Annotated in this window: 33 protein-coding genes; 11 read left to right on the forward strand and 22 right to left on the reverse strand. The window is 69.1% G+C overall.

Annotated features, from left to right (window positions below; translation table 11 throughout):
- Nucleotides 1-49: 49 nt before the first annotated feature.
- On the forward strand, nucleotides 50-544 hold the full coding sequence (locus LFM09_RS48755) for a DUF2231 domain-containing protein (RefSeq protein WP_414103492.1): 495 nt from the start codon (nucleotides 50-52) through the stop codon (nucleotides 542-544).
- Here LFM09_RS48755 and LFM09_RS48760 read toward each other — a convergent pair.
- Genes LFM09_RS48760 through LFM09_RS48775 form a run of 4 tightly spaced genes read right to left on the reverse strand, consistent with a single transcriptional unit; the run spans nucleotide 502 to nucleotide 3,059 of the window.
- Nucleotides 502-918, reverse strand: coding sequence for an OsmC family protein (locus LFM09_RS48760; protein WP_414103493.1), 417 nt, complete (start codon nucleotides 916-918; stop codon nucleotides 502-504). The two genes, LFM09_RS48755 and LFM09_RS48760, sit on opposite strands and share 43 nt — an antisense overlap.
- Nucleotides 915-1,685 (reverse strand): MBL fold metallo-hydrolase, encoded by a 771-nt coding sequence (locus LFM09_RS48765; protein WP_414103494.1) that lies wholly within the window; start codon nucleotides 1,683-1,685, stop codon nucleotides 915-917. Before LFM09_RS48765 ends, LFM09_RS48760 begins: the two co-directional genes overlap by 4 nt.
- Before the next feature lies 1 nt (nucleotide 1,686).
- Nucleotides 1,687-2,436, reverse strand: a complete 750-nt coding sequence (gene murI / locus LFM09_RS48770) for a glutamate racemase (RefSeq protein WP_414103516.1) — start codon at nucleotides 2,434-2,436, stop codon at nucleotides 1,687-1,689.
- 11 nt (nucleotides 2,437-2,447) lie between these two features.
- On the reverse strand, nucleotides 2,448-3,059 hold the full coding sequence (locus tag LFM09_RS48775; protein WP_414103495.1) for a rhomboid family intramembrane serine protease: 612 nt from the start codon (nucleotides 3,057-3,059) through the stop codon (nucleotides 2,448-2,450).
- 32 nt (nucleotides 3,060-3,091) lie between these two features.
- On the opposite strand from LFM09_RS48775, the gene LFM09_RS48780 reads away from it, so the two are divergent.
- A complete protein-coding gene (locus tag LFM09_RS48780; protein ID WP_414103496.1) occupies nucleotides 3,092-3,952 on the forward strand; it encodes an SMP-30/gluconolactonase/LRE family protein in 861 nt (286 codons plus the stop codon).
- Nucleotides 3,953-4,084: 132 nt separating this feature from the next.
- Here LFM09_RS48780 and LFM09_RS48785 read toward each other — a convergent pair whose 3' ends face one another.
- The 3 genes from LFM09_RS48785 to LFM09_RS48795 are packed head-to-tail and all read right to left on the reverse strand — an operon-like array spanning nucleotide 4,085 to nucleotide 5,755.
- Nucleotides 4,085-5,035 (reverse strand): PLP-dependent cysteine synthase family protein, encoded by a 951-nt coding sequence (locus LFM09_RS48785; protein WP_414103497.1) that lies wholly within the window; start codon nucleotides 5,033-5,035, stop codon nucleotides 4,085-4,087.
- An 8-nt stretch (nucleotides 5,036-5,043) separates the two neighbouring features.
- The gene (locus tag LFM09_RS48790; protein ID WP_065914125.1) at nucleotides 5,044-5,316 is read right to left on the reverse strand and encodes a MoaD/ThiS family protein; all 273 of its coding nucleotides are present in this window, start codon (nucleotides 5,314-5,316) and stop codon (nucleotides 5,044-5,046) included.
- Nucleotides 5,317-5,344: 28 nt separating this feature from the next.
- The gene (locus LFM09_RS48795) at nucleotides 5,345-5,755 is read right to left on the reverse strand and encodes a Mov34/MPN/PAD-1 family protein (protein WP_414103498.1); all 411 of its coding nucleotides are present in this window, start codon (nucleotides 5,753-5,755) and stop codon (nucleotides 5,345-5,347) included.
- A gap of 78 nt (nucleotides 5,756-5,833) precedes the next feature.
- Here LFM09_RS48795 and LFM09_RS48800 point away from each other — a divergent pair, with 78 nt between their 5' ends.
- Nucleotides 5,834-6,253 (forward strand): SRPBCC family protein, encoded by a 420-nt coding sequence (locus LFM09_RS48800; RefSeq protein ID WP_414103499.1) that lies wholly within the window; start codon nucleotides 5,834-5,836, stop codon nucleotides 6,251-6,253.
- On the opposite strand, the gene LFM09_RS48805 is transcribed toward LFM09_RS48800, so the two are convergent.
- Genes LFM09_RS48805 through clpS form a run of 3 tightly spaced genes read right to left on the reverse strand, consistent with a single transcriptional unit; the run spans nucleotide 6,250 to nucleotide 8,011 of the window.
- Entirely contained in the window at nucleotides 6,250-7,197 is a 948-nt protein-coding gene (locus LFM09_RS48805) for a P1 family peptidase (protein ID WP_414103517.1), read from the reverse strand. The genes LFM09_RS48800 and LFM09_RS48805 overlap by 4 nt on opposite strands.
- Complete coding sequence (locus tag LFM09_RS48810) at nucleotides 7,158-7,715, reverse strand: DUF2017 domain-containing protein (RefSeq protein WP_204764322.1); 558 nt, start codon at nucleotides 7,713-7,715, stop codon at nucleotides 7,158-7,160. Before LFM09_RS48810 ends, LFM09_RS48805 begins: the two co-directional genes overlap by 40 nt.
- Nucleotides 7,712-8,011, reverse strand: coding sequence for an ATP-dependent Clp protease adapter ClpS (gene clpS / locus LFM09_RS48815; protein ID WP_045310228.1), 300 nt, complete (start codon nucleotides 8,009-8,011; stop codon nucleotides 7,712-7,714). The genes LFM09_RS48810 and clpS overlap by 4 nt, the downstream gene beginning before the upstream one ends.
- A gap of 79 nt (nucleotides 8,012-8,090) precedes the next feature.
- Between clpS and LFM09_RS48820 the strand changes: the two genes are divergently transcribed.
- Nucleotides 8,091-9,374: a nicotinate phosphoribosyltransferase gene (locus LFM09_RS48820; RefSeq protein ID WP_414103518.1), complete on the forward strand. Its 1,284-nt coding sequence runs from the start codon at nucleotides 8,091-8,093 to the stop codon at nucleotides 9,372-9,374.
- A 1-nt stretch (nucleotide 9,375) separates the two neighbouring features.
- Nucleotides 9,376-9,915 carry an isochorismatase family protein gene (locus tag LFM09_RS48825; protein ID WP_414103500.1) on the forward strand — a complete coding sequence of 180 codons (540 nt, stop codon included), beginning with the start codon at nucleotides 9,376-9,378 and terminating at the stop codon, nucleotides 9,913-9,915.
- Here LFM09_RS48825 and LFM09_RS48830 read toward each other — a convergent pair.
- From LFM09_RS48830 to LFM09_RS48850, 5 genes are all read right to left on the reverse strand, one after another.
- The gene (locus LFM09_RS48830) at nucleotides 9,912-10,568 is read right to left on the reverse strand and encodes a hypothetical protein (RefSeq protein ID WP_414103501.1); all 657 of its coding nucleotides are present in this window, start codon (nucleotides 10,566-10,568) and stop codon (nucleotides 9,912-9,914) included. The genes LFM09_RS48825 and LFM09_RS48830 overlap by 4 nt on opposite strands.
- Nucleotides 10,569-10,586: 18 nt before the next feature.
- Entirely contained in the window at nucleotides 10,587-11,246 is a 660-nt protein-coding gene (locus LFM09_RS48835) for a hypothetical protein (RefSeq protein ID WP_414103502.1), read from the reverse strand.
- 245 nt (nucleotides 11,247-11,491) lie between these two features.
- Nucleotides 11,492-12,664: a non-hydrolyzing UDP-N-acetylglucosamine 2-epimerase gene (wecB, locus tag LFM09_RS48840; protein ID WP_414103503.1), complete on the reverse strand. Its 1,173-nt coding sequence runs from the start codon at nucleotides 12,662-12,664 to the stop codon at nucleotides 11,492-11,494.
- A 64-nt stretch (nucleotides 12,665-12,728) separates the two neighbouring features.
- Entirely contained in the window at nucleotides 12,729-12,920 is a 192-nt protein-coding gene (locus tag LFM09_RS48845; protein ID WP_414103504.1) for an LPXTG cell wall anchor domain-containing protein, read from the reverse strand.
- Between the two features lie 14 nt (nucleotides 12,921-12,934).
- Nucleotides 12,935-13,699, reverse strand: a complete 765-nt coding sequence (locus LFM09_RS48850; RefSeq protein ID WP_414103505.1) for a choice-of-anchor P family protein — start codon at nucleotides 13,697-13,699, stop codon at nucleotides 12,935-12,937.
- A 295-nt stretch (nucleotides 13,700-13,994) separates the two neighbouring features.
- Between LFM09_RS48850 and xrtP the strand changes: the two genes are divergently transcribed.
- From xrtP to LFM09_RS48880, 6 genes are all read left to right on the forward strand, one after another.
- Nucleotides 13,995-14,513 (forward strand): exosortase P, encoded by a 519-nt coding sequence (xrtP, locus tag LFM09_RS48855; RefSeq protein WP_414103506.1) that lies wholly within the window; start codon nucleotides 13,995-13,997, stop codon nucleotides 14,511-14,513.
- Between the two features lie 44 nt (nucleotides 14,514-14,557).
- Complete coding sequence (locus LFM09_RS48860) at nucleotides 14,558-15,880, forward strand: glycosyltransferase (RefSeq protein ID WP_414103519.1); 1,323 nt, start codon at nucleotides 14,558-14,560, stop codon at nucleotides 15,878-15,880.
- 86 nt (nucleotides 15,881-15,966) lie between these two features.
- The gene (locus LFM09_RS48865; RefSeq protein ID WP_414103507.1) at nucleotides 15,967-16,539 is read left to right on the forward strand and encodes a biotin transporter BioY; all 573 of its coding nucleotides are present in this window, start codon (nucleotides 15,967-15,969) and stop codon (nucleotides 16,537-16,539) included.
- 45 nt (nucleotides 16,540-16,584) lie between these two features.
- The gene (locus LFM09_RS48870) at nucleotides 16,585-17,382 is read left to right on the forward strand and encodes a TIGR04222 domain-containing membrane protein (protein ID WP_414103508.1); all 798 of its coding nucleotides are present in this window, start codon (nucleotides 16,585-16,587) and stop codon (nucleotides 17,380-17,382) included.
- On the forward strand, nucleotides 17,327-18,067 hold the full coding sequence (locus LFM09_RS48875; protein WP_414103509.1) for a TIGR04222 domain-containing membrane protein: 741 nt from the start codon (nucleotides 17,327-17,329) through the stop codon (nucleotides 18,065-18,067). The genes LFM09_RS48870 and LFM09_RS48875 overlap by 56 nt, the downstream gene beginning before the upstream one ends.
- 129 nt (nucleotides 18,068-18,196) lie before the next feature.
- A complete protein-coding gene (locus LFM09_RS48880) occupies nucleotides 18,197-20,116 on the forward strand; it encodes an ATP-dependent DNA helicase (protein ID WP_414103520.1) in 1,920 nt (639 codons plus the stop codon).
- Here the strand turns inward: LFM09_RS48880 and LFM09_RS48885 are convergent.
- The 7 genes from LFM09_RS48885 to serB form a co-directional block, all read right to left on the reverse strand.
- Nucleotides 20,085-20,681 (reverse strand): hypothetical protein, encoded by a 597-nt coding sequence (locus LFM09_RS48885; RefSeq protein ID WP_414103510.1) that lies wholly within the window; start codon nucleotides 20,679-20,681, stop codon nucleotides 20,085-20,087. The two genes, LFM09_RS48880 and LFM09_RS48885, sit on opposite strands and share 32 nt — an antisense overlap.
- A gap of 48 nt (nucleotides 20,682-20,729) precedes the next feature.
- Complete coding sequence (locus LFM09_RS48890; RefSeq protein ID WP_414103511.1) at nucleotides 20,730-21,029, reverse strand: hypothetical protein; 300 nt, start codon at nucleotides 21,027-21,029, stop codon at nucleotides 20,730-20,732.
- Nucleotides 21,026-21,331: a PadR family transcriptional regulator gene (locus LFM09_RS48895; RefSeq protein ID WP_414103512.1), complete on the reverse strand. Its 306-nt coding sequence runs from the start codon at nucleotides 21,329-21,331 to the stop codon at nucleotides 21,026-21,028. The genes LFM09_RS48890 and LFM09_RS48895 overlap by 4 nt, the downstream gene beginning before the upstream one ends.
- 10 nt (nucleotides 21,332-21,341) lie before the next feature.
- Nucleotides 21,342-21,914, reverse strand: a complete 573-nt coding sequence (locus LFM09_RS48900) for a hypothetical protein (RefSeq protein WP_414103513.1) — start codon at nucleotides 21,912-21,914, stop codon at nucleotides 21,342-21,344.
- A gap of 22 nt (nucleotides 21,915-21,936) precedes the next feature.
- Complete coding sequence (locus tag LFM09_RS48905; protein WP_414103514.1) at nucleotides 21,937-23,316, reverse strand: phospholipase D-like domain-containing protein; 1,380 nt, start codon at nucleotides 23,314-23,316, stop codon at nucleotides 21,937-21,939.
- Between the two features lie 30 nt (nucleotides 23,317-23,346).
- Nucleotides 23,347-24,024 carry a peptidyl-tRNA hydrolase gene (locus tag LFM09_RS48910; protein ID WP_414103521.1) on the reverse strand — a complete coding sequence of 226 codons (678 nt, stop codon included), beginning with the start codon at nucleotides 24,022-24,024 and terminating at the stop codon, nucleotides 23,347-23,349.
- Nucleotides 24,024-24,730 (reverse strand): phosphoserine phosphatase SerB (gene serB, locus LFM09_RS48915; protein ID WP_414103515.1); only part of this gene is annotated, 707 nt, incomplete at its 5' end. The genes serB and LFM09_RS48910, both read right to left, overlap by 1 nt.

Consider the following 24,730-nt stretch of genomic DNA (forward strand, 5'->3'; position numbering starts at 1 on the left):
GGGCATTCAGAACATCCCGTCCTGAACATCAACAAGCTTATGGAGAGACATGCTGACGATCGACGGTATTCCGCTTCACCCGTTGCTCGTGCACGCGGTGGTCGTGCTGCTGCCCCTTGCGGCGGTCAGTTCCATCGCGATCGCGCTGGTCCCGAGCTGGCGGCGCAAGTACGCCTGGCCTGTTCTCGGGGTCACCCTGGCCGGGGTCGCGGCCGTTCCCGTGGCCAAGCAGGCCGGTGAGGACCTGCAGGCCTCGCTCGAAAGCCGGGTCGGGCCGAACCCCCTCATCCAGACGCACGCCGACCTCGGCACCACGTTGCTGCCCATCGCGCTCGGGTTCGGCGTTGCGGTGATCGCGTTGCTGGTCGCGGGGCGGCTCGCGGATCGGGAACGACAGGCGGAGGCGCCCACCACGAAGACGTGGCGGGTGATCTCAGTCGTGGTGTCCGTGCTGGTCGTGCTGCTCGCGGTCGGGACGACGGTGCAGACCGTGCGGACCGGTCACAGCGGTTCGGAGGCCGTTTGGAGCGGCGTCGGCAGCTGAAGAGGCGCCGTCGCCGACTGCTTCAGCGTTCGCGTGACCGTGCAGAACTGCTCGACGGCGCGACGGACGAGGGTTTCGAGCGCCTCCGGGTCGTCCACGGCGGACAGGTCGTACGAGAGCGTCACCGGGATGGAGATCACCTCGTTGCCGCTCTCGGACTGGATCGCGTCCGCGACCGCCGACAGCTGATCGCCGCCGGTGCGGCGCAGGATCAGCGTTTCCGCGGTCACCATCGCGCAGCCCGCCGCGGCCGCGACCAGCAGTTCTACCGGGCTGAACGAGCCCTCCTGGCCCTTGCGGCCGATCCGCACGGACGCGCCGCGCCCGTTCGTCGCCTCGAACTCGTGCTCGCCGACGCGCTCGATCTCGATCATGGGCTCTCCCCCACCACCTCGTACCGGCCGCCCTCTACGACCAGCTCACTCGGCCCGTCGAACACCGCCTGGGCCTCCTTCAGCACGTCCTCCCGCGACGTCCACGGCGGCACGTGCGTGATCAACAGCCTTCGCGCGCCCGCACGCGCGGCCAGTTCGCCCGCCTCGCGCCCGGACATGTGCAGGCCGGGCTGCCGGTCCGGGGCGTGCGTCCAGCTCGCCTCGCTCAGCAGCACGTCGACGCCCGACGCCAGCCTGTCCAGCGCCGCGCACGGGCCGCTGTCGCCGGTGTAGGCCAGGGAGGCCCCGCCGCAGGAGATGCGGAACCCGTAGGCCTCGCAAGGGTGCGAGACCACAGCAGAGTCCACAGTGAACGGTCCGATTTGGACGGCAGAGCCCAAAGGGTGAAACTCGAACACGTCCGAGAAGTCCAACGCCGAACGCTCGGCCGCGTTCGGCGCATAGGCCGCGACGAACCGCGAATGCGCCTCCGCGGGCGCGTAGACCGGCAACACCGCGGCAGGCGGCACCGGGTGGTACTTCCGCGCCACGTAGAGCGAGGACACGTCGATGCAGTGGTCGGGATGCAGATGCGACAACACGAGCGCGTCCATCGAGAACAGCGGACGCTCTTCCTGGAACCGCGACAGCACCCCGTTGCCGAACTCCAGCACCAACGTGAAGCCGTCGGACTCCAGGAGGTAACCCGACGCCGCCGCGCCAGGTCCGGGAATGCTGCCGGAGCAGCCCAGCACGGTCAGCAGCACGTCAGCCCCATTGCTCAAAGGTAGGCAGGAACCGGGCCGCCAGCTTCGCGAATCGCTCGGGCGGACCAGTGCACGTCACCCGGTGGACGGGTGGGTCCGAAGCGAACTCGTCGCGTTCGGTCAGCAAGCGCACGACGTCCTTCACGGTTTCCTCGGCACTCGACACCAGCGTCACGGACTCCCCCATGACGATCTGGATCACGCCCGTCAGCAACGGGTAGTGCGTGCAGCCCAGCACCACGGTGTCGACCTGAGCACGTTGCAACGGCTCCAAGTACGCCTGCGCCAGCCCGAGCACCTGCCGCCCGGACGTGATGCCGCGTTCCACGAAGTCGACGAACCGGGGACACGCCGCCGCCGTCACCGTCACGTCGCGCGCCGCCTGGAACGCGTCCTGGTAGGCGTGCGAGTTGATCGTGCCGAGCGTGGCGATCACGCCGATCCGTCCGGTGTGGGTCGTCGTCACGGCACGGCGCACCGCGGGCAGGATCACCTCCACCACAGGCACGTCGTAGCGTTCACGGGCGTCGCGGAAGCACGCGGCGGACGCGGTGTTGCACGCGATGACGAGCATCTTCGCGCCCTCGTCCACGAGCTGGTCGCAGATCTCCAACGCGTGCTTGCGCGCCTGGGCAATGGGAAGCGGCCCGTAGGGCCCATGAGCGGTGTCGCCGATGTAGTGGATCGACTCGCCGGGCAGCTGGTCCATGATCGCTCGGGCGACCGTCAGGCCGCCGACGCCCGAGTCCATGATCCCGATCGTCACGCCGTGAATGTAGCCGGTGTGCTGCGCGCGCGGTTGTCCCTGGACACACCCCACGCGGCCAGCACGCCACCGATTGCGCCGAACAGGTGGCCTTCCCACGACACACCGGGCTGTCCGGGCAGCACGCCCCACAACGCGGCGCCGTACAGCGCGAAGACGCCGACCGCGATCAGCAGCTGCAGCCACGACCGCGCGAAGATCCCGCGCACGAGCAGGAACGCCAGGAACCCGAACACCAGCCCGGACGCTCCGATGTGGCTGCCGGGGCTGCCGAACACCCACACGCCCAGCGCCGACGTCAGCCAGATGACCGCGGTGATCTGGAAGAACTGCTTGAGCCCGCCCGAGGTCGCGAGGAACCCGAGCAGCAGCAACGGAACCGCGTTGCCGGTGAGGTGGCTCCAGTCGCCGTGGATCAACGGCATCCACAGCAGGTTGTCCCACTCGCTGAAGTCGCGCGGCCGGACGCCGTCGCCCTCCAGCGAGCCACCGGTCGCAGTGTCGAACGCCTCGACCACGTAGAGGAAGCCGACGAACCCGAACACGACGACCAACGACAGCACGGGATGCGGCGGGATGACCCGTTTCGCGAGGGCGGTGCGGTCCACACGTCCAGAGTACGTGCCCATAAGCTGCAGCGGTGTCGATCGAAGTAGCGGTGCGCATCTCGGCCCAACTCGGCGAAGGGCCGACGTGGGACCACAGCAGCTCCACCTTGCTGTGGGTGGACATCTTGGCGTCCGAGGTGCACCGCTACGCGCCCTCACGTGACGACGATGCCGTGCTCGTGGTGCCGCAACACGTCGGCGCCGCCAAGCCGCGTGCGCAGGGCGGCATCGTCTGCAACCTGCGTGACGGCATCGCGCTGATCGACCGCGACGGCACCAAGTCGTGGCTCGTCTACTGGGCGCGCGAGGGCGTGCGCGGCAACGACGCCGGCGTCGACCCGTCCGGTCGCCTGTGGGCCGGCACGATGCGGTACGACCAGGCCGCCGACGAGGGCTGGCTCGCCAGGGTCACCGGCGAGGGCAGCGCGAAGGTCATGGTGGACAAGGTGAACACCAGCAACGGCGTCGGCTGGAGCCCCGACGGCACGCTGATGTACTACATCGACACCCCGACCCGCCGCATCGACGTGCTGGACTTCGACAACGCCGCAGGCACCGTCGCGAACCGCCGCCCGCTCACCCACGTCGGCCACACCGACGGCTGGCCCGACGGCCTCACCGTGGACGCCGACGGCTGCATCTGGGTCGCGTTGTGGGGCGGGCACGCCGTGCGCCGCTACACGCCGTCCGGTGAGCTGGACCGCGAGATCGCGTTGCCGGTGGACAACCCGACCGCGTGCTGCTTCGGCGGTCAGGACTTCACCGACCTCTACGTCACGTCGGCGCGCTCGGGTCTGTCCGACCAGGCGTTGATGGAACGGCAGCTGAACGGCTCGGTGCTCGTGCTTCCCGGGATCGGGACCGGTCTGCCGGGCGTCGCCTTCAACGGTTAGACCACAAATATTCGCTGCTCTTGGGCACCCTTGCAGGCTATGATCTCAACGTCAGTTGATGAGCATCTGGGGGGATGCAACATGAGTGAAGATCACGCCTGGAAGGGTGCCCTGTAAAAGCAGGGCCTTTTGTCACGCCCAGAGGTGGCCGTCGAGCTTGGCGGCCGCCTCGTCCAGCGTTCCGGCGTAGGCGCCGGTGGACAGGTACTTCCACCCCGCGTCCGCCACGATGAACACGATGTCGGCGGTCTTCCCCGCGACCTCGGCCTTCTGCGCCACGGCCAGCGCGGCGTGCAGGATCGCGCCCGTCGAGATGCCGGCGAAGATGCCCTCGGACTCCAGCAGCTGCCGGGTGCGGCGCAACGCGTCGTAGGAACCGACCGAGTACCGCCCGGTCAGCACCGACTCGTCGTACAGCTCCGGCACGAAGCCTTCGTCCAGGTTCCGCAGCCCGTAGACCAGCTCGCCGTACCGCGGTTCGGCGGCGATGATCTGCACGTCCGGCTTGGCCTCGCGCAGGAACCGCCCGACGCCGACCAGCGTGCCGGTGGTGCCCAGACCTGCCACGAAGTGCGTGATCGTCGGCAGGTCCGCGAGGATCTCCGGACCGGTGCCGCGGAAGTGCGCCTCGGCGTTCGCCGGGTTCCCGTACTGGTAGAGCATGATCCAGTCCGGGTTCTGCTTGGCGAGCTCCTTGGCCGTGGCGACGGCCTGGTTCGACCCTCCGGCGGCCGGCGAGAACACGATGCGCGCGCCGTAGGCCTGCAGCAGCTGACGCCGCTCGGTCGAGGTGTTCTCCGGCATCACGCACACCAGGCCGTAGCCCTTGAGCTTCGCGGCCATGGCGAGCGAGATGCCGGTGTTGCCGGACGTCGGCTCCAGGATCGTCGCGCCGGGACGCAGGATGCCGTCCCGCTCCGCCGCCTCGATCATGGCCAGCGCGGGCCGGTCCTTGATCGAGCCGGTCGGGTTGCGGTCCTCGAGCTTCGCCCAGATGCGCACGTTCTCGGACGGCGACAGGCGCGGCAGGCCCACCAGCGGCGTCCCGCCGAGCGCGTCCAGGAGCGAGTCGTAGCGGGCCATGGTGAAGATCAGCCGCCCGCGACGGCCGGGAGGATGGTGACGTTGTCGCCGTCCTTCACCGCGGCCTCCAGGCCACCGGCGAAGCGCACGTCCTCGTCGTTGACGTAGACGTTGACGAAGCGGTGCAGCGCACCTTCCTTGACCAGGCGGGCCTTGAGGCCGCCGTGGTTGTTCTCCAGGTCGTCGATGACCTCGGCGAGCGTGGCGCCGGTGGCGGACACCGACTTCTCGCCCCCGGTGTGGGTGCGCAGGATGGTCGGGATCGACACGGTGACGGCCATGGTGGTTCTACCTCCGGGGAAACGTATCTCAGGACTCGATGATCTTGACCGGTTCCTCGGTCACGACACCGTCGACGATGCGGTACGACCGCAGCTCGTGCTCGATCGGGTCACGCGTGGAGACCAGCACGTAGTGCGCTTCCGGCTCGCCCGCGAACGAGATGTCGGTGCGCGACGGGTACGCCTCGGTAGCGGTGTGCGAGTGGTAGATGACCACCGGCACCTCGTCGTTCGCGTCCATCTCGCGCCACACCTTGAGCTGCTCGGCGGCGTCGAACCGGTAGAACGTGGGCGACCGCTCCGCGTTCTCCATCTCGATGAAGCGCTCAGGGCGATCGGACCCGTACGGGCCCGCGATCACTCCGCACGCCTCGTCGGGGTGGTCGCGGCGCGCGTGGGTCACCATCGCGTCCACCAGGTCACGGCGAATCACCAGCACGTGCTCAATCCTACGGGCTGGCGGAAGTTGTCTCGGTATGCGAGATAACACCCCGCGCACCTGGTTTAACCTGGCCCGATGCGGTTCACCAAGGAGATCGTGCTCAACCAGCCGATCGAACGCGTGCGGGTCCTGACGTCCGACCCGGAGCACCTGCACCACTGGCAGCCCGAGCTCGTCAGCATCACCCAGCACAGCGACACGCCTGGCGCCGCCGGCTCCACCGCCACCCTGACGTACCGGAAGTTCAAGTTCGAGGAGACCGTGCTCGCCGCGACCGCCGACGAACGGACATCCCGCTACGAATCACGCGGAATGGTGCACACGATCACCAACCGCTACTCCGCGATCGACGACCAGCACACGTTGATGGTGTGCGAGAACGAGATCCGGGTGCCGCTCCCGCTGAGGCTCTTCAACCGCAGGATCACCAACGTGCTGCAGGAGGAGTCCGAACGCGGCCTCGACAGGTTCAAGGCCTACATCGACAACGCCTAGAGGTCGCGGAACGCCGTCACACCGTTCAGCGTCGTCGCCTCGCGCGCACCGGACACCACGGCGTCGGCGAAGACCTCCGCAGCGGCCGTGCACAACGCGTCCAACGCGAACACCCGCGGCTCCGGCAGCGGCACCGTGCCTGTGGCCAGGGCGAACACCGTGTCGCCGTCGAACATCGAGTGAGCGGGCCGGACCGCGCGCGCCAGACCGTCCTGTGCCGCCATCGCGATCCGCCGGCACTCCGCTTTGGACAGATCCGCGTCCACCGCGACCACGCCGATGGTCGTGTTGAGGCCGTCCGGCTTGCGGTCCGGGAGCGCGACGGACGAGGTCCCGAGCGACGGCAGCCACGGCAGACCCGTTGTGCGGTCGACGACTTCACCGGCCGCGTTCACCACGGCGAGAGCCCCGACGCTGTGGTCCCCGACCTTCGTGGTGGCAGTGCCGACGCCGCCCTTCAACGACCCGACCCGCGCACCGGCACCCGCGCCGACACAGCCCAGCTCGAAAGTCGAGGAGGCCGCAGAACAGGCCGCGTAACCGAACGACGCGTCCGGCCGGTTGCCCCACTCCGACATCGGCAGGTCGAAGATCACCGCGCCCGGCACGATCGGCACGACGTGGTGCGGCTGCGGGCCGACCTGAAAACCGATCGAGCGCTCTGACAGCCAGCGCATCACGCCGTCCGCGGCCGCCAGCCCGTAAGCAGAGCCGCCGGACAAACACACAGCGTGCACCTGCTGCACCAGGTTCGACGGGTCCAGCAGGTCTGTTTCGCGAGTCCCAGGCGCGCCTCCACGGCCGTCGACAGCGCCGACGGCACCGGCAGGCACCAGCACAACCGTGGTGCCAGTGGCCCAACCAGGCTCAACGCGGTGGTGATGCCCGACGAGGACGCCGGGAATCACGGCATCATCGCTTCGACCAGCGTGTCCTGCACCCAGGTGAGCCAGTGGTACACGCCGAGGTGCGGGGATCTGGGGTCCTCCGGCGGCAGCTCGTCCGGCATGTCCTCGGTGACGTCGAGCGCGGTGCCCAGCGCGAGGCGCACGTCGTTCAGCGACGCCAGCCACGCCTCGGCCTCGCCGATCGAGAGCCGGATCTCGCCGCCGTCGGGCGAGCAGGTCTGCAGCACGATCTCGGCCGCACCCGTCTTGTGGTCCAGAAGCTCCGGTTCGTGCAACGAGCGCAGCGCCGCCGCCGAGTTGACCTCGTCGGGGTCCGGTGCGTCGTCGTCCAAACGATGAAAGTCGGGCAACAGACGGCCCAGGATCGGATCGTCGGGTGCTTCCGACGGCCCTGTCCTGATGCCGGTCAGCTCGGCGAGCTCGTCCTGGGGCGCTTCCTCGGCGCGGGCGAGCAGCATGTCCTGGATCTGGCTGACCAGACCTCGCACGACTGCGGCCTCCTGGCGGTCGAGTCTCCCGATGACGACGTCACCGTCGCGGATCCACCGCTTCACGAGGCCCGCTGCATGGTCGCCCAGAGCCCTGCCGCGTGGAGTTTCGCCACGTCGGCCTCCACCTTGTCCTTGGTGCCCGATGTCACGATCGCCTTGCCCTTGTGGTGCACGTCGAGCATCAGCTTGGTCGCCTTGTCCCTGCTGAACCCGAACAGCTTCTGGAACACGTACGTCACGTAGGACATGAGGTTTACCGGGTCGTTCCAGACCACGGTCTGCCACGGTCGGTCCTCGGCGGCGATCTCCTCGCCGACGGCCTCCGGCTGCGTCCGCTCCTGTTCGACGGGCGTGGTCATACCGCCAATGGTGTCATGTTCGCCGCAGTGGCGGAGACCGCATGCGGCTAAACCGGATGCGACCTTAGGGTTGGTGACCATGAACTCGACGGCGTTGCTGACAGACCACTACGAGCTGACCATGCTCGCGGCCGCGCTGCGTGACGGCACCGGTGACCGTCCGTGCGTGTTCGAGGTCTTCGCCCGCAGGCTCCCCGACGGCCGCCGCTACGGCGTGGTCGCCGGTGTGAACCGGCTGCTGGACGCGATCGAGAACTTCCGCTTCGGCGAGGAGGAGATCGACCAGCTGCGCCGCAACGCCGTCGTGGACGACGCGACGCTGGAGTGGCTCGCGAACTACCGGTTCACCGGTGAGATCGACGGCTATCCCGAGGGCGAGCTGTACTTCCCCGGCTCGCCGATCCTCACGGTGCGCGCGTCGTTCGCGGAGGGCGTCGTGCTGGAGACGCTCGTGCTCTCGATCCTCAACCACGACAGCGCGATCGCGTCCGCAGCCGCCCGCATGGTCACCGCGGCGAACGGCCGGCGGATGATCGAGATGGGTTCGCGCCGCACGCACGAGGAAGCCGCTGTGGCGTGCGCTCGCGCGTCCTACCTGGCGGGCTTCACCGCGACCTCGAACCTGGAAGCCGGGCGCCGGCACGGCATTCCGACGGCGGGCACGTGCGCGCACGCGTTCACGTTGCTGCACGACAGCGAGGAAGAGGCGTTCCGCAGCCAGATCGAGGCTCTCGGAGTCGGCACGACGCTGCTGGTCGACACCTACGACATCACCGAGGGCATCAAGACCGCCGTCGCGGTGGCGGGGCCCGACCTCGGCGCGATCCGGATCGACTCGGGTGACCTCGGCGTGATGGCCAGGCAGGCGCGCGACCTGCTCGACTCGCTGGGTGCCCGCAACACCAGGATCGTCGTGTCCAGCGACCTCGACGAGTACTCGATCGCCGCGCTGCGGGCCGAACCCGTGGACGCGTACGGCGTCGGCACGTCCGTCGTGACCGGTTCCGGCGCCCCGACCGCGGGCATGGTCTACAAGCTGGTCGAGGTCGACGGCAGGCACGTCGAGAAGCGCAGCACGTCCAAGCAGTCGCGCGGCGGCTGGAAGAAGGCGCTGCGGCGGCACAAGGACACCGGCACGGCGCTGGAGGAGGTCGTGTTCCAGGCGTCCGCCGAACCGGAGCTCGGCGCGTACGACAAGCTCGTGCAGATCCCGTTGATGAGCGCTGGACAGGTCTCCCCCGACCTCCCCACGCTGGAGCAGAGCCGCGAACGCCTGCGCGCGGCGCTGGTGAGCGTGCCGTGGGAGGGCCTCAAGCTCTCGCGCGGTGAGCCCGCGATCCCGACGATCTACCTGGAGGGCTGACATGACCAAGGCTTTGATCGTCGTCGACGTGCAGAACGACTTCTGCGAAGGCGGTTCTCTGGCCGTCGCGGGTGGTGCGGCCGTTGCGGCGGCCATCTCGCAGCACATCGCCACGTCGTCGTACGACCACGTAGTGGCGACTCGGGACTACCACGTGGATCCGGGTGCGCACTTCTCCGAGACGCCGGACTACGTCGACACCTGGCCCGCGCACTGCGTGGCCGGGACGCCCGGCGCGTCGTTCCACCCGGAGCTGAACGTCGCACGGGTCGAGGAGGTCTTCTCCAAGGGCCGGTTCGCCGCCGCGTACTCGGGTTTCGAGGCGGAGAACGACCTCGCGGGGTGGCTGACCGACAAGGGCGTGACCGATGTGGACGTCGTCGGCATCGCGACCGACCACTGCGTCCGCGCGACGGCGTTGGACGCACAGCGCAACGGGTTCCGCACGACGGTCCTCGTTGACCTGACCGCGGCCGTAGCCGAGAACACCCGCGACGCCGCTCTCGGTGAGCTGCGCGCCGCGGGTGTCGGTATCGCTTAGGGCGTGGGAGAGCAGGCGGTCGTGCCGACGGTGATGCTGCCGGTGTAGCCGGACGCCTGCTCGAACGTGATCTTCAGCAGCGTCATCGCGATGCTGCCGTCGTTCGGCACCGGGAACACCGTGTCGGTGAACTTGGCCTTGGCGAGCACCACGCCGGCGCTCGACTTGATCTCGTGCACGTACCCGGACGGGATGTTCTGCGGCAGCCCGGTCCAGCCGGACATGCCCTTGAGCTCCCAGCCGGCGCTCGTGCCGGTCTCGGTCGCGTCGCAGTTGATCTTCCACTCGCCGATCTTGAGTCGCGGCCCGTTCTTGCCGACGAGCGCGGACAGCTCGAAAGCCTTGCCCGTGGCCACGGACTTCGTCTTGGTGGTGAACTCGTCCGGGTTCACGACCTCGGTCGTGCACGTCGACGACGTCTCACCGATCTTGAGCCCGCTCTTGCTCACGGCCGGGCTGGATCCGGTGATCGTGCCCGCCGCTTCCGGGTTCACGTTGCACACGGCCAGCGGCTCGACCTTGAACGTCTGGTCCGCCTTGGCGAAGTCGGCGGAGCCGGAGCTCGCGGTACCAGGTGGGTTCGTGGCGAACGCGGGCGCCGCGGTCGCCACTGCCAGCGCGACCACGGCCCCTGCGAGCAAACTCTTCTGCACTTCGATCCTCTCAGGCGTCTACGGAGTCGGGGAGCAGGCGGTCGAGCCGATGCCGATCTCGCCGCGGTGACCGGAGGCGGGCTCGAAGGTGAGCCTGGCCAGGTGCATCGTGATGCTGCCGTCGTTGGGCACCGGGAAGATCGCCTCGCTGAACTTCACCTTGGCGAGCACCGTGCCGTCCGGCTTCTTCACGTCGTGCACGTAGCCGTGCGGGATCTGCTGCGGCAGCCCGGAGAAGCCGGACACCCCGCCCAACGTCCACCCGGCGTTCGTGCCGGTCTGGGTGGCCTCGCAGGTGATCGTCCAGCTGGCGATCCTCAGCCGCGGCCCGCCCTGGGCGACGAGCGCGGACAGCTCGAAGCCGGTGCCCTTGGCCTCTGACCTGGTCGTGGTGACCCAGTCGGGTTCGCTGACCACCGTCGTCGTGCACGTCGCCGTGCTGGACCCGAACTTGACGCCGGGCCTGCTGACGGCCGGAGCGGAACCGGTGACGGTGCCCGCCACGTCCGGGTTCACGTCGCAGGAGGCCAGGGGCGAGACGACCACCGCGGGCTGCCCGGTCCTCGTGAAGTTCGCCCTGCCCACCTGCGCGTTCCCCGCGGGCGTGGCGGACGCCGGCGTGACAGCGGTGAGCAGCAGTGCGACCACGACTCCGGACAACACTCCGATGCGTCTCATCACCGCTCCCCTCGTTGCTCGATTTCCTCCCGCCCGATAATGGTTGGGACGCGGTGTGCTGATGACAGCTCGGCACCCCATGTCACCCGTTCGTGAATTCGCAATTACCCGACCGAGTGACAGGCGAGCTGTCAGTCACGAAAACAATTCAGCGTTGTTTCAGCGTCTTCTTCAGCGGCGCGGTGGTCGCGTGGGCAATCCGTTCAACCTGCGCAGCCCGGCCCACCACCCCCGTTCCGCACGTTTCACCGCACACCCGCCAGCGTGGCGAACGGCTCCCGGCGCGGCAGAGCCGTCGGCAGGCCCGCCAGCCTCTCCAGCGCGGAACACACCCGCACGGCGGCACGCCCGTCGCCGAAGGGGTTGCGCCCCAGGGGAAGCCGCAGCCGGGAGCCGAGCACCCAGCCCGCTTCGGCGAGGATGCGGGTGGTGTCGGTGCCGACGAGCCAGGCGCACCCGGCGTCGACGGCGAGCATGCGTTCGGTGGTCTCGCGCAGCACCAGCACCGGCACGCCGAACGTCGGCGCCTCCTCCTGGATGCCACCGGAATCCGTCAGCACGAGGGCCGCGCGGCGCAACACCCGCACGAGGTCCGGGTAGTCCAGCGGATCGGTGATGACGACCCGCTCGTGGCCGCCCAGCAGCGAGACGACCTGTTCGCGCACACCGGGGTTCGGGTGCGCGGGGATCAGCACGTGCACGTCGGGGTGGCGGTCGGCGATCGAGCGCACGGCGTTCAGCACGCGCATCAACGGGCGGCCCCACGACTCGCGGCGGTGCACCGTGACGAGCATGAGCCGGCCACCGGTGGCGTCCAGAGTCCGTTCCAGGGCAACGAGATCCGGGCTGGACGCGGGGAGGTCGGCGGACGCGACGCGCTGCACGGCGTCCACGACGGTGTTGCCGGTGACGACGATGTGACTGTCCGGCAAGGACTCCGTGTTCAACGCGTTGGCCGCGTCGTCGGTCGGCGCGAGGTGCAGCGAGGTGATGCGGGAGATCATCTGCCGGTTCCCCTCCTCGGGGAACGGGCCGTAGAGGTCGCCGGTCCGCAGACCGGCTTCGAGATGCGCCACGGGGATTCCGCGCCAGAAGGAGGCAAGCGCCGCGGCCAGCGTCGTGGTGGTGTCGCCCTGCACGAGCGTGACGGCGGGGTCACGTTCCCCCAGCACGGCGTCGAACTCGGGCAACAGGCGGGAGACCAGCTCGGCCTGCGTGCCGTTGATCCTGGGCACGTCCAGCCGCACGTCGGGGACCAGGTCGAACGCGCTCAGCGCCTGCTCGACCATGCCCGAGTGCTGTCCGCTGTGGACGATCGTCGGGCGGAGGCCGGGATGCCCCCGCAGCGCGATGGCGACCGGGGCGATCTTCACTGCTTCGGGCCGTGTGCCGGCAACCAGCAGAACTTCTTTGCTCACCGTTGTCCTCTCGGGGAGACCGGGAGACCCGCCTGGGACCGGGGGCAACCCCAGGCGGGCCATATCAGCCAGCTCGGTTCGGTCTGGATTTCGCGGTGGCCGGGACGCGCTTCTTGCGCGTGCTGTGCATCAGGAACGCGCCCACGAGCAGGAGGACGATTCCCGCGACGATCCACCACGTCACGTTCGCGCCGGTGACCGCGAGGGCTCCGACACCCGTGCCGACACCGATGCCGGTACCGGGGACCTTGTACATCTGCAGCTCCTGGGTCAGGCCGCGTTCAGAGACGCGCGGCGGCGCAGCGCCACGAAGGCGACCGGAGCGGCGACGACACCGAGCAGGCCGAGGCCGATCCACAGGCCCGCACCCGACGCCATCGGGATGGGCAGGCCGGCGGGACCGCACGTGGCAGACGAGATGATCACGTCGCCCGTGCCGATGGAGCCCAGCTTGCCCTGCAGCAGCTTGATGTGAATCGCGTTCACGGTGAGGCTGCCGTCGTTGTTCTTGATCTGCTCGTTCAAGATCACTTCAGCGATCTTGATCCCGGCAAGCTCCACGTTGAGCACGGTGTTGGCCGCCGGGTCTGCGTTGACCTGGCCGAGCTTGCCGAGGTTCACGCCCGCGAGCTTGGACTTGCCGGCCAGACCCTTCTGGGTCGCCTGGCACTCCGCCTCCACCAGCTCGGCGGAGATCTTGCCGGTGACCTTGGAGAGCAGGTCGACCCGGACGTCCGCGGTGCTCGCCCGCGAGTAGACGCCGCCGGACTTCTCGTCCCGCGACGCGGAAGCGTTGATCACACCGGTCTTCAGAATCCCGGTCAGGTCAACGCCGGCGAACGTGTTCTGGGTCGGCCCGTTCGCGTTGGCAGCGGCGAACGGTTCGGCGTTGACCGCCGGGTTGCCGAGCAGCGTCACGTTGAGCCTCGCACCGTAAGCCGAGGCGTCCCCCGGAGCGGCCGAAGCAGGTGCGGCACCGACCAGGAGTGCGGCAATCGCGATGACTCCGGCCAGTCCCGTCATTCGGACACGCATGAAACTCCTTCCCTTGATTCCTCCGGCCCCAGGGCGCGCTCGAACCAACCTGGTTCACGCTTTCCGGGGGCAATTACCGGCATCGGCTTTCTTTCGAGGGAACTGAGGGTTACTCCCCGTATCGGGCGACACGACCACCCAACTCGCCCAATGCGGACCACTCATCGTGGGTTTTTTGATCAATTTCCGGTTACGGCGTCACCCGATCCGGGGGTGAGGGCTGACGTTGCGTCTACCGATGGAACGTCAGGTAGCCCGTCTGGGCGCTCCCTCAATCGGTGGAAAGGATCCTCGGGTGACGCTTGCCGTGCGCCGCACCGCATTCCCGAGCCGGGTGACGGTGGTCGTCCTGCTCGCCCTCGCAGCGGGTCTTCTCTTCGCACACCGCCTGTACCGCACGGCGGAGATCTCGCTGTCCGGCGCGATTCTGAGCGTCATCAGCTCTTACGGGGTGGACGTGATCCCCGAACGCCAGACCGTCTACTTCGGACTCGGCTCGGACACTCCGCTGGGCCTGCGGATGACGCCTGAGTGCACGTCCGCGTTCCTGGTGCTGCCGTTGATCGTCGTGGGCGCCGTGATGATCGCGTTGCGCCCGCGCATCCAGTCGCGCGTGCTGTTCGCGCTCGGGATCGCCGCGCTGGCGGTCGTGATCGTCAACCAGTTCCGCGTGCTCACGCTGGTGGGCCTGGTGGACTGGCTGGGCGTCGACACCGGCTACTACTGGGGCCACACGCTGCTGGGTTCGATGGTGAGCGTGTTCGGTGGCGCGGCCGCTCTGGTGGCGTTCGTCTGGCTGGCCACGCGCAAGTGAGCCTCGACCTCGTCCTCGGGTTCACGCAGGCGCTCGCTCTGACGATGAGCGTCGCCTTCGTGACGTACGTGTTCGTGATCGTGGTGCCGTACCTGCGGCGCAAACCTGCACCCGTCGGTGTGCCCGAGTCGTTGGAGTGGCACTTCTTCGTGCCGTGCCGCGACGAAGAGGCGGTCATCGGCGACACGATCCGGTATCTGCGGGGCACCTTCCCCATCGCGCACGTGTGGGTCATCGACGACGACTCCGACGACCGCACCGCCGGCGTCGTGCGGACGTTGAAGCGCAACGGCGGTGTGCGGGACACCCACATCCACCTCGTGCAGCGCCAACGCCCATACGCCCGCACCGGCAAGGGCAACGCGCTGAACGACGCCTACCGGACGTTGAAGCTGTGGATGGGTCGACGCGCGGACACCGACCGTGCCATCGTCGTGGTGGTGGACGCCGACGGTCGTCCCGCGCCGAACTGCCTGGAAGTCTGTGCGGCTGCTCATCTTTTCGGCAATCCGCGGATCGGCGCCGTGCAGGTGGACGTGCGGATGATCAACGCGGGTCAGCGGCAGCCGGGGGTCTCCCGGTGGCGCCGTGCGTTCGGTGCCGGGCTGGTGCGGATGCAGGACCTGGAGTTCCGCACGGCCATCGCGGCGATCCAGATGTCGCGCGGCGCCACCGGCACGATCTCCATGGGCGGCAACGGCCAGTTCACCCGGCTGTCCGCTTTGGACTCGATCGCCGGGCCGACCGGCAGCCCCTGGCGCGGGTCGTTGCTGGAGGACTTCGAGCTCGGCGTGCACCTGCTGACAGCGGGCTGGCACACCGGTTTCACGTTGGACACCCACGTGAACCAGGAGGCTTTGTACTCGTTGCGCCGGTTCTTGGCCCAACGCACGCGGTGGGGTCAGGGAACCATGCAGTGCATGCGCTATCTGCGGCGGATCTGGGACTCCGAGCACCTGACGACGTTGGGTGCCGCCGAGATGATGTACTACCTCGCGCAGCCGTGGATGCAGTTGCTCGGCACCGTGATCTACCCGATCCCGATGGCGCTCATGGCCTACCGGTTCGTCGTGTCGCCCTCTGAGGTCGTGGCGTGGTTCTACGACGGCGCTTGGATCCTGTTCACCGTATACGGCGCGTTCGGGCTGTTGCCGTTCGTCTTGTGGGGACCGGTCTATCGCGCGCGCTGTGTCCCGGTCGGCTTCTGGAAGAGCATCGGGTACGGGTTCGGTTACGCGTTGTACATCTACACCTTCTACATCACGTCGTGGCGTGCGCTGATCCGCTTGGTGCGCGGCAACAACGGCTGGACCAAGACCAGGCGCAACGAGGAGCGGGTGGCGGGCAAGGTCGCGCTCGATGTGTAACCGGTCACTTTGTAGAGATCGAACAAAGACGTTCCCGAGTTTCCCTGGTTAACCTCAGTTCCTCTCGATTCCGCCTGGGAGGGACCGTGACTCTCGCACTCGCGCCTCGTCGCACCGTGCTCGCCGACTTCGTGCCGGGCTCGTTGGTACGCGACCTGACCCTGGTGCTGGCAGGCGCCGCGTTCACCGGCCTCGCCGCCCAGGTGGCGCTGCCCATCCCGGGCAGCCCCGTGCCGTTGACCGGCCAGACGTTCGCCGCGCTGCTCGTCGGTGCCGCGCTGGGCTGGCAGCGTGGCGCGACCTCGATGCTCCTGTACTTGATCGCGGGCGTCGCCGGAGTGCCGTGGTTCCAGGGCGGTTCGTCGGGTGCACCTGTGTCGCTGGGCTACGTCGTGGGCTTCGTGTTCGCGGGCGCTCTCGTGGGTGCTCTTGCGAGCCGTGGCGGTGACCGCACGCCGTTGCGGACCGTGGGCACGATGGCGCTGGGCAACCTCGCGATCTACGCCGTCGGTGTGCCGTGGCTGATGGCGGCGACCGGGATGTCGCTCGGGAAGGCCGTTTCCGTTGGCGTGCTGCCGTTCCTGCTCGGTGACGCGCTGAAGATCGCGCTGGCCGCGGGTGTGCTGCCGGCGACCTGGGCAGTGGTTCGCCGCCGCTAGCGGACCCTCGCGTAACGACCTGGGGTCCGCGGCCGAGAAATCCGCGTGACCACGCATACCACCCCGGAGGAGCTGGGCTGCCTCGCCGGCGGTCCGATCCGCGCCACCGAGGTCGCCCTGGCCCGGCTGCTCGACGCCGGGCTGATCCGGATCTCGCGCGAGGGCGTGGTGACCGCCGTCCACCAGCCCGGCCGCGGTCCCGCGACCCCGTTGGAAGCTCAGATCCTGAACGGCCTGCGCGGAGGCCGGCGCACCCTGCTGGACGTCCGGCACAGCGCGGCGTCCTCCCCCGAGGCGGACGGACTGCGCGCGCATCTCGTCGGGCGCGGGCTGTTGAGGCGGCGCCGTTCACTGCGGCCGCGGCTGTACCCGTGGTTGTTCTTCCTGGGGCCTGTGCTGCTCATCGCGGGGTTCGTCAGCCTTGCCGCGCCCGAGCTCCTCGAACTCGCTGTGGAGCACGTGCCGTGGCTTCAGCGCTGGATGATCTTCGCCGCCGGCGGGGTGGCGCTGCTGTGGGCCATCGTGCTGAGCGTGCGCGATCCCGGACGGCTCAGGACCAGGGCCGCGCTGCGGATCGTGAACCGTGCGCAGGGCAAGGTGATCCGGAAGCGGAACCGGTCCGACCCGCGCTACCGGATGGTCGCCGTCGCGGTGCTCGGGCTGGGTGCGCAGGCCGCGGTGTTCGGACTGGACCCCAGCACGCTCGGGCTCGTGGCGCACCGCGACAGTTCGTCCAGCAGCAGCTGTGGCAGCGGGTGTTCGTCGGGAAGCAGCTGCTCGTCCGGCAGTGACGGGGGCAGCAGCGGTTGTGGCGGAGGGTGTGGCGGTGGTGGCGGCGACTGACGCCGAAGCGATGGGCTGCGTGACGGGTGGTCCCGCGCGTGCCGCCGAGGTCGCGTTGGTCAGGCTGCTCGAAGGCGGGTCGGTTCGGATCGGCCGGGACGGGCGGGTCAGTCCGGTCCAGGGCGCCGTGGCCGCCACGCCGTTGGAGGCCCAGATCCTCGGCACGCTGCGCGATGGCAGCCGCGGGATCCACGATGTCGTGCGCGCGGCGACGGCCAGTGCTGAGGCTGCGCGCGTACGGACACATGTGCTCGACAGCGGCTTGCTCAAGAGAGAGCCCGACCGGCGGTTCCGGTGGCATCCGTGGCTGGTCCTGCTGGGTGTCGCGATCGCGCTTTACGGGGTCATCGGGGAGTTCCGCTGGGGCTTCGTCGCGGCCGGGGTGCTCGCCATCCTCGTGGGGTACGCGATGCTGGCGCGCGATCCCGGGCGGCTGATGACGTCTGCTGGGGCGAAGGCTCGGATCCAAGCCGAGCAGCAGGCGTTCGCGCATCCCGTGACGGCAGTGGCGGTGCACGGGCTGAGGGGGAAAGTCGGTCGTGTGCCTGTCGTCGAGATGGTGGGGTTGAGCACCACGGCAGTCGCGATGCTGGCCGTGCGCGAGGGAGAAGCCACGACGGGTTGCGGGCTCACCGGGTGCGGCACTTGTTCCGCCGACTCGTGCAGGTCCGACGTTCCCGACTGAGCGGGTCTGCCGGGACTGTCGGACCCGACGGGTACGGTCTGTCTCGTGCCTGAAGTTCCCCCCACCCTGAGTCTGCTCGAGTCCGCCGTCCACGCCGTCGGTGGTGCGGAGCGTCCTGGTCAGGTGGAGATGGCCGAGGCCGTCGACCACTCGATCCGCACGGGTGAGCATCTCGCGGTGCAGGCGGGCACGGGCACGGGCAAGTCGCTGGCGTACCTGGTTCCGTCGATCCGGCACGCGGTGGCCGAGGACGAGACCGTGGTGATCTCGACGGCCACGATCGCCCTGCAGCGTCAGCTGGTGGACCGTGATCTGCCGCGGCTGGCCAAGGCGTTGAAGAAAGACCTCGGGCGGGAGCCCACGTTCGCGATCCTCAAGGGCCGGCGCAACTACCTGTGCATGCACCGCGTGCACAACGGCGCGCCGGACGAGCCGGAGGACGCGGGGTTGTTCGACCCGTTCGCGGTGTCGCGGCTCGGGCGTGAGGTGAAGCGGCTGCACGAGTGGTCGTCGGACACCGAGACCGGCGACCGCGACGAACTGGTGCCCGGCGTGAGCGAGCAGGCGTGGCGGCAGGTGTCCGTCACGGCGCGCGAGTGCCTGGGCGTGTCGAAGTGCCCGATCGGCGCGGACTGCTTCGCGGAGCGGGCGCGGGCCGAGGCGGGCAAGGCGGATGTCGTGGTCACGAACCACGCGATGCTCGCCATCGACGCGTTGGAGGGCTACCAGGTTCTGCCGGACCACGACGTGGTGGTGATCGACGAGGCGCACGACCTGGTGGACCGCGTGACGTCGGTGGCGACGGAGGAGCTGAGCGGCGCGTCCGTCGCGATGGCCGCGCGCCGGTGCGGCCGGCTGATCGACCAGGACATCGCGGACAGGCTGGCCGAGGCCAGCGACGGGCTGGCGATGATCCTGGAGGACATGCCCGCGGGCCGGCTCGACGCACTTCCCCGCGCGCTGGCCGGTGCTTTGGCGGCCACCCGCGACGCGTCGCACAACTGCGTGTCGGCGATGGGGCCGGAACGCAAGGAGGACCCGGACGGGGCGACAGCGCGCAAGCTCGCGCTGGCGTTGCTGGAGGAGGTCCACGACTGCGCGGTGCGCATCCTCGAAGCGTTCGACGAGGAGCGCGACGTCGTGTGGGTGTCGGGCGACTTCAACCAGAAGACGCCGACGCTCCGGGTGGCCCCGCTCGGCGTCGGCGGCCTTCTCCGCGAACGACTGTTCGCCAAGCGCACCACCGTGTTGACGTCGGCGACGCTCACGCTCGGCGGCGCGTTCGACACGATGGCGCGCCAGTGGGGCCTGCCGCCGTCGGAGAAGGTCCGCAAGATCGAGGGCGCGGCGACCGACAAGGACATCGACGGTCCGAAGTGGACCGGTCTGGACGTCGGCTCACCGTTCCAGCACGGGTCGAGCGGCATCCTTTACGTGGCAAGGCATCTACCGCAGCCGGGTCGCGACGGCCTGCCGCCGGAGTACCTCGAGGAGATCGAGGGGCTCGTGAACGCGGCGGGCGGGCGCGCTCTTGGCCTGTTCTCCTCGACGCGCGCGGCCAAGGCGGCCACGGAAGCGTTGCGGGACAAGCTCGACCACCCGATCCTCTGCCAGGGCGACGACTCGACCGGCCTGCTGGTGAAGAAGTTCAGCGAGGACGAGCGCACGTGCCTGTTCGGCACGCTGTCGCTGTGGCAGGGCGTGGACGTGCCAGGGCCCAGCCTGCAGCTCGTGATCATGGACCGGATCCCGTTCCCGCGCCCGGACGACCCGCTGGCCTCCGCGCGCCAGAAAGCCGTGAACTCCCGTGGGGGCAACGGCTTTCTGACGGTCGCGGCGACCCACGCGGCCCTGCTGCTCGCTCAGGGCGCCGGCCGGCTGCTGCGGTCGATGTCGGACAAGGGCGTCGTGGCCATCCTCGACCCACGGCTGGCCACGGCCCGTTACGGCGGCTTCCTCAGGGCCTCACTCCCCCCGTTCTGGACGACCTACGACCCCGAGGTGGTCCGCGCCGCCCTCAAACGACTGGATGCGGCCCAGACGCCGTGACCCGTTCGACGAGCTCGTCGCGGAAGGCTTGGGCTGCCTGAAACTCCGGCTCATCACCGGTGGCCTTCTTCAGCGCGCCTTCCAGGATCTTCAACCCCTGTCGCTCGTCACCGTGCGCGTCCGCCATCCGGGCCGCGTTCTCCATGGCCTTGGCGAGCTTGGTGGTCGCCTCGGGCTCCGCCGCCGCCTTGTTGATCCGGATCCAGTTGCCGCCAGGGTCGACGAGGGTGAATCCGGTGTACCTGTCGTTGCGCAGCCGCGGCCGAGTCATCCGCGGAATGCCGGAGATGAGCAACTTCCCGTGCACAGACCGCATCCCCGCCGCGAACGCCTCGAAGAGCTCCGCGGTGTCCTGCACGATGACCAGGCACGTGCTGTACGACTGCTCCGGGTCGTAGCCCTCCATCCCGAAGAAGTGCAGGTTGAGGTCTTCCCGTTTGAGCGCGACGTACGGGTTCGGCCGCGTCTGCCGATAGGTGCGCTCGAAGCCGAGCATCTCGTAGAACGACGCGATCTCATCGATGTCCGGACAGGGCAGGAGCGGAATTGTCAGTTCGTTCGCCACCGCCCGAAGCTAAGCCCGGATCCTCCAGAACGACACCGAGCTATTTGCTCACGCGAACAGCAGAACCACTCCACCCAGCAACAACAACGCCGACACCACGGCGATCGCCAGCACCTGCCCACGCGGCGTGCCAGCACGCTTCAACGCGATGCCCAACGGCCCAATCCCAGCCACAACAGCTCCTTTCGACGGCATGACAACGACAGCGCGCACAGCCCCGAACGCCACCCCCAACGGCGACATGCCGAGCTCGCGCGCCCCGACAACATCCGCTTCCCACTGCTCGCGATACCGGTCATCACCCACGACCCAGGCCGCGAACCGCACCAACAACAACGCGATCTTCATTGCGCCGCCCTGGGAACGAAGCGCGGCGTCGCAGCCCGCGCAGCAACCACCTTCCGCGCCTCCACCGCGCCGTCAGGTGTCAGCCGGTACACCCGCCGCCGCGGCCCGCGCCGTTCCGCGTCGTCATCCCACGACGACGTGACCCAGCCGGCCCGCTCCAGCCGGTCCAGCAACGGGTAGACGCTGCCAGACGGCCGCCCGGTGAGCTTGATGATCTCCAGACCCCAGCGCGGCTCGTCGGCGCCCAACAGCACCTCGAGCACGTCGACGGTGGCCTTGCCGATGCGTTGCAGTGGCTCCACGCCACCAATACTACCTATGTAGATTAAGCCGTTCAAGCAGTTCGTCGCGGAAGTCCAGGGCCTCCGCCCGCTCCTCCTCCGAGGCGTGCACCTCCCGCACCAACGCCCCTTCGAGGATCTTCAACGCCTGCCGCTCCGCCCCGTGCGACCCGGCCAGCGTCACCGCGTTGCGCAACGCCCGCGTCAGCCCGTTGCGCGCCGGCTCCCGTTCCCGCACCGCCGGCACCACCCTGATCCAGTTGCCGCCGGGGTCGACCATCAGGAACCCGTCGCGGCGCGGCCTGGTCATCCGCGGAATGCCGGCCGTCAGCACCTTCCCGTAGACCGCGCGCATACCGGACGCGAACACCTCGTACAGCTCCCGCGGATCTTCGACCTGGATCAGGCACGAGCTGTACGACTGCTCGACCTCGTAGCCCGGTATGCCGAAGAAGTGGAGGTTGATCTCCTCGCGCCGCACCGAGAGGTACGCGTTCGGCCGGTACTGCCGGTACGTGACCGTGAACCCGAGCATCACGTAGAACTCGGCGACCTCGTCGATGGAGGCGCACGGCAGCAGCGGGATCGTCACCTCGTTGGCCACGCCGCCAACCTAGACCCGGAGATCAGCCGTCGACCAGCAATCCACGTAACGGTCCTTGCAACCTTCCGGCCCGCCGCGACACCCCTGGCAGCTCCGACACCCGCGAGCGCCCCTTCAGAGCGGGGCGCCAGATCGTGTCCACCACCTCGTCCACCGGACCCGACACGTCCGTGCCGAGGTGCTCCGTCCACAACCGCAACCGCACGGACCGGGCCACGGCGGCGTCATCGGTCACCACGTTGACCTCGGTGTCGTTGAACAGCGAGTGCTCGTTGAGGTTCGCGGACCCGACCGAGAGCCACTGATCGTCCACAATGGTCAGCTTGGCGTGTACGTAGACCGGAGCATCGCCGTGTGCGACAAGGGTTGCAGCCAACAGCCGCTCTTCGGAGTCGGCGTCGAGCAACCGGCCGAGCTGGCCGCGGGTGGTGTCGGCGCCGTTGCTCGGCTTCTGCGGCAGCAACAGCACCATCCGGAACTCCGGCGTCGGCGGTCGCTTCAGCTTCTCGAGGAGCACCTCGGTGATCTCCGGCGACCACAGGAACTGGTTCTCCACGTAGATCAACGACTTGGCGGACCGCAACGCCCGCAGGTACGAGTCGAGCAGGCTGAAGTCGCCGTGTGGCGCGAACCCGTACGTCTTCTCCGGAATCGTGCGGACCAGCTGCACGGACGACGACCCGGCCTCCGGCGGCACCTCGGGCGCGGGCAGGGTCTCCCCCGCGATCTCCAGCCAGCGCGCGGCGAAGTGGGCCGCCACCTCGGCCACGACCGGGCCTTCCAGCCGAGCCACGTGGTCGTGCCAGCCGAGGTCGCGCGGTGGGTGCTCGGGCGAGTCGTGGCGGTCGCCCTCCACCGCGGTCATGTCGAGGCCGCCGACGAACGCCACGTCGTCGACGATCACGATCTTCTCGTGGTGGCAGTGCAGGGTTCGTTCGCGTGCGTCGAGCTCGCACCGGACCGCGCCGCACTCCAGGAACGCCTTCTTGGCCGCCTCCGCCCGTTTGCGGGTCGGCTCGAAGAACGGGAACGGCGGGCCCGCCCACAGCAGCACGCGCACCGGAACCCGTTCCGCGGCAGCCGAAAGCAGCTCACGCAGCTGCGGTGCGCCGGGCTCGCGGGTGAGCTGGAAGTCCGGCGACGCGTGCCAGTTCGCGATGTGAACGTACTTCTGCGCGTTCTCGATCGCCTGCGCCAACACGGGAAACGCGATCGAGCCGTCGATCAGGACCTCGATCTTGTTGCCGTGCTGGACGGTCCGGCGCGGGGTGAACCACCCCGTGCCCTCGCCGTCCATCACCTCGCCCCACCCCAGTCGCCGGAGTCTTCGGGCGTGATGGGAGCACAGCACGTTCTCCAGCCCGTCTCCGAGCCGGGCGTCGAGCACGTCGAGGAAGCCCACGAGTCCGGGATTTACCCGTTTCGACCGTTCTCAAACAGCGAGTACGGTCGTCGTCCCCGGTTCGACCTCGGTGAAACCCGCGTCCCGCACTGCCACGACGTCGCCGCGGTGGATCAGCGAGTCCCACTCGGCCACGGACGGTGTCCGCACGGCACACCGGTAGTCCAGCGACGCCCACAGCTTCAGCTCGTCCTCGGACAGGTGCGGCGCCAGCAACATCGACGCGTGCCCCACCTGAGCCGCGAGCTTGCCCGCGGACATCTCGACCCGCGGGTTCACGTACAGCAACCGCGCACCCTCGGGCACCGGCCCAGGCTCGTCAACGGGCAGGTCGGAGCCGGAGATCTGCAGCTTCGCGACCTCGCGCGGTGTCTCGGACACCAGAACCGGCAGCAACGACCGCACCGACGCGCCGTCCACGGTGATCGTCACGCCCGGCAGCTCCTGCACGGCGTCCCACTGCACGCCACGGGCCCGCCGCGACACCTTGCGGATCCGCCCGGCCACCCACGCCCGCACGGCCTCGTGCCACTCCCCGCCGACGTCGGCGCGCGGGTCGAGGCACACCGCGACCGCCGAAGCGGCCGCGGCCTCCAGCAACGCCGTCCGTGCAGGCGGATCAACACGTTCGATGCGCAACACCATCGGCATCGCGCGGACTTCGGACTCCTCCGCGTAGTTCCGGGAGGCGATCAGGTCGAGAATCATCACAGCCGGGTCAGCTCCAGGCCGTCCGCGGCGTCCGCGGCCTCCACCTCGGCGCGCGTGACGCCGAGGATGAACAGCACCGCGTCCAGGAACGGGTGCGACAGCGCGGTGTCGGCCACCTCGCGCAGCGCCGGCTTGGCGTTGAACGCGATGCCCAGCCCGGCCGCGCCCAGCATGTCGATGTCGTTCGCGCCGTCACCGACCGCGACGCACTGCGCCAGTGAGACACCGGCTTCGGAAGCGAACCGCCTCAGCGCGACCGCCTTGCCAGGCCGGTCGACGATCTCACCGATGACCTGGCCGGTCAGCTTGCCGTCGACGACCTCCAGCGTGTTCGCCGCGCAGAAGTCCAGCTCCAGCTCGTCGGCGAGGGCCGTGATCACCGACGTGAACCCGCCGGAGACGACACCGCAGTAGAAGCCGAGGCGCTTCAACGTCCGGATCGTCGTGCGCGCGCCAGGCGTGAGCTCCAGGTTCGAGCCGACCTCGTCCAGCACCTTCGCGTCGAGGCCCTCCAACAACGCGACCCGGCGCCGCAGCGACTCGGCGAAGTCCAGCTCGCCGCGCATCGCCGCCTCGGTGATCTCGCGCACCTGCTCCTCGCACCCGACGTGCGCGGCCAGCATCTCGATCACCTCGCCCTGGATGAGCGTGGAGTCGACGTCGAACACGACCAGGCGCTTGGCCCGCCGCGTCAGGCCGGCCC

Origin of the sequence: Lentzea alba (assembly GCF_047445655.1) — a bacterium.
Taxonomy (GTDB): Bacteria; Actinomycetota; Actinomycetes; order Mycobacteriales; family Pseudonocardiaceae; genus Lentzea; species Lentzea alba_A.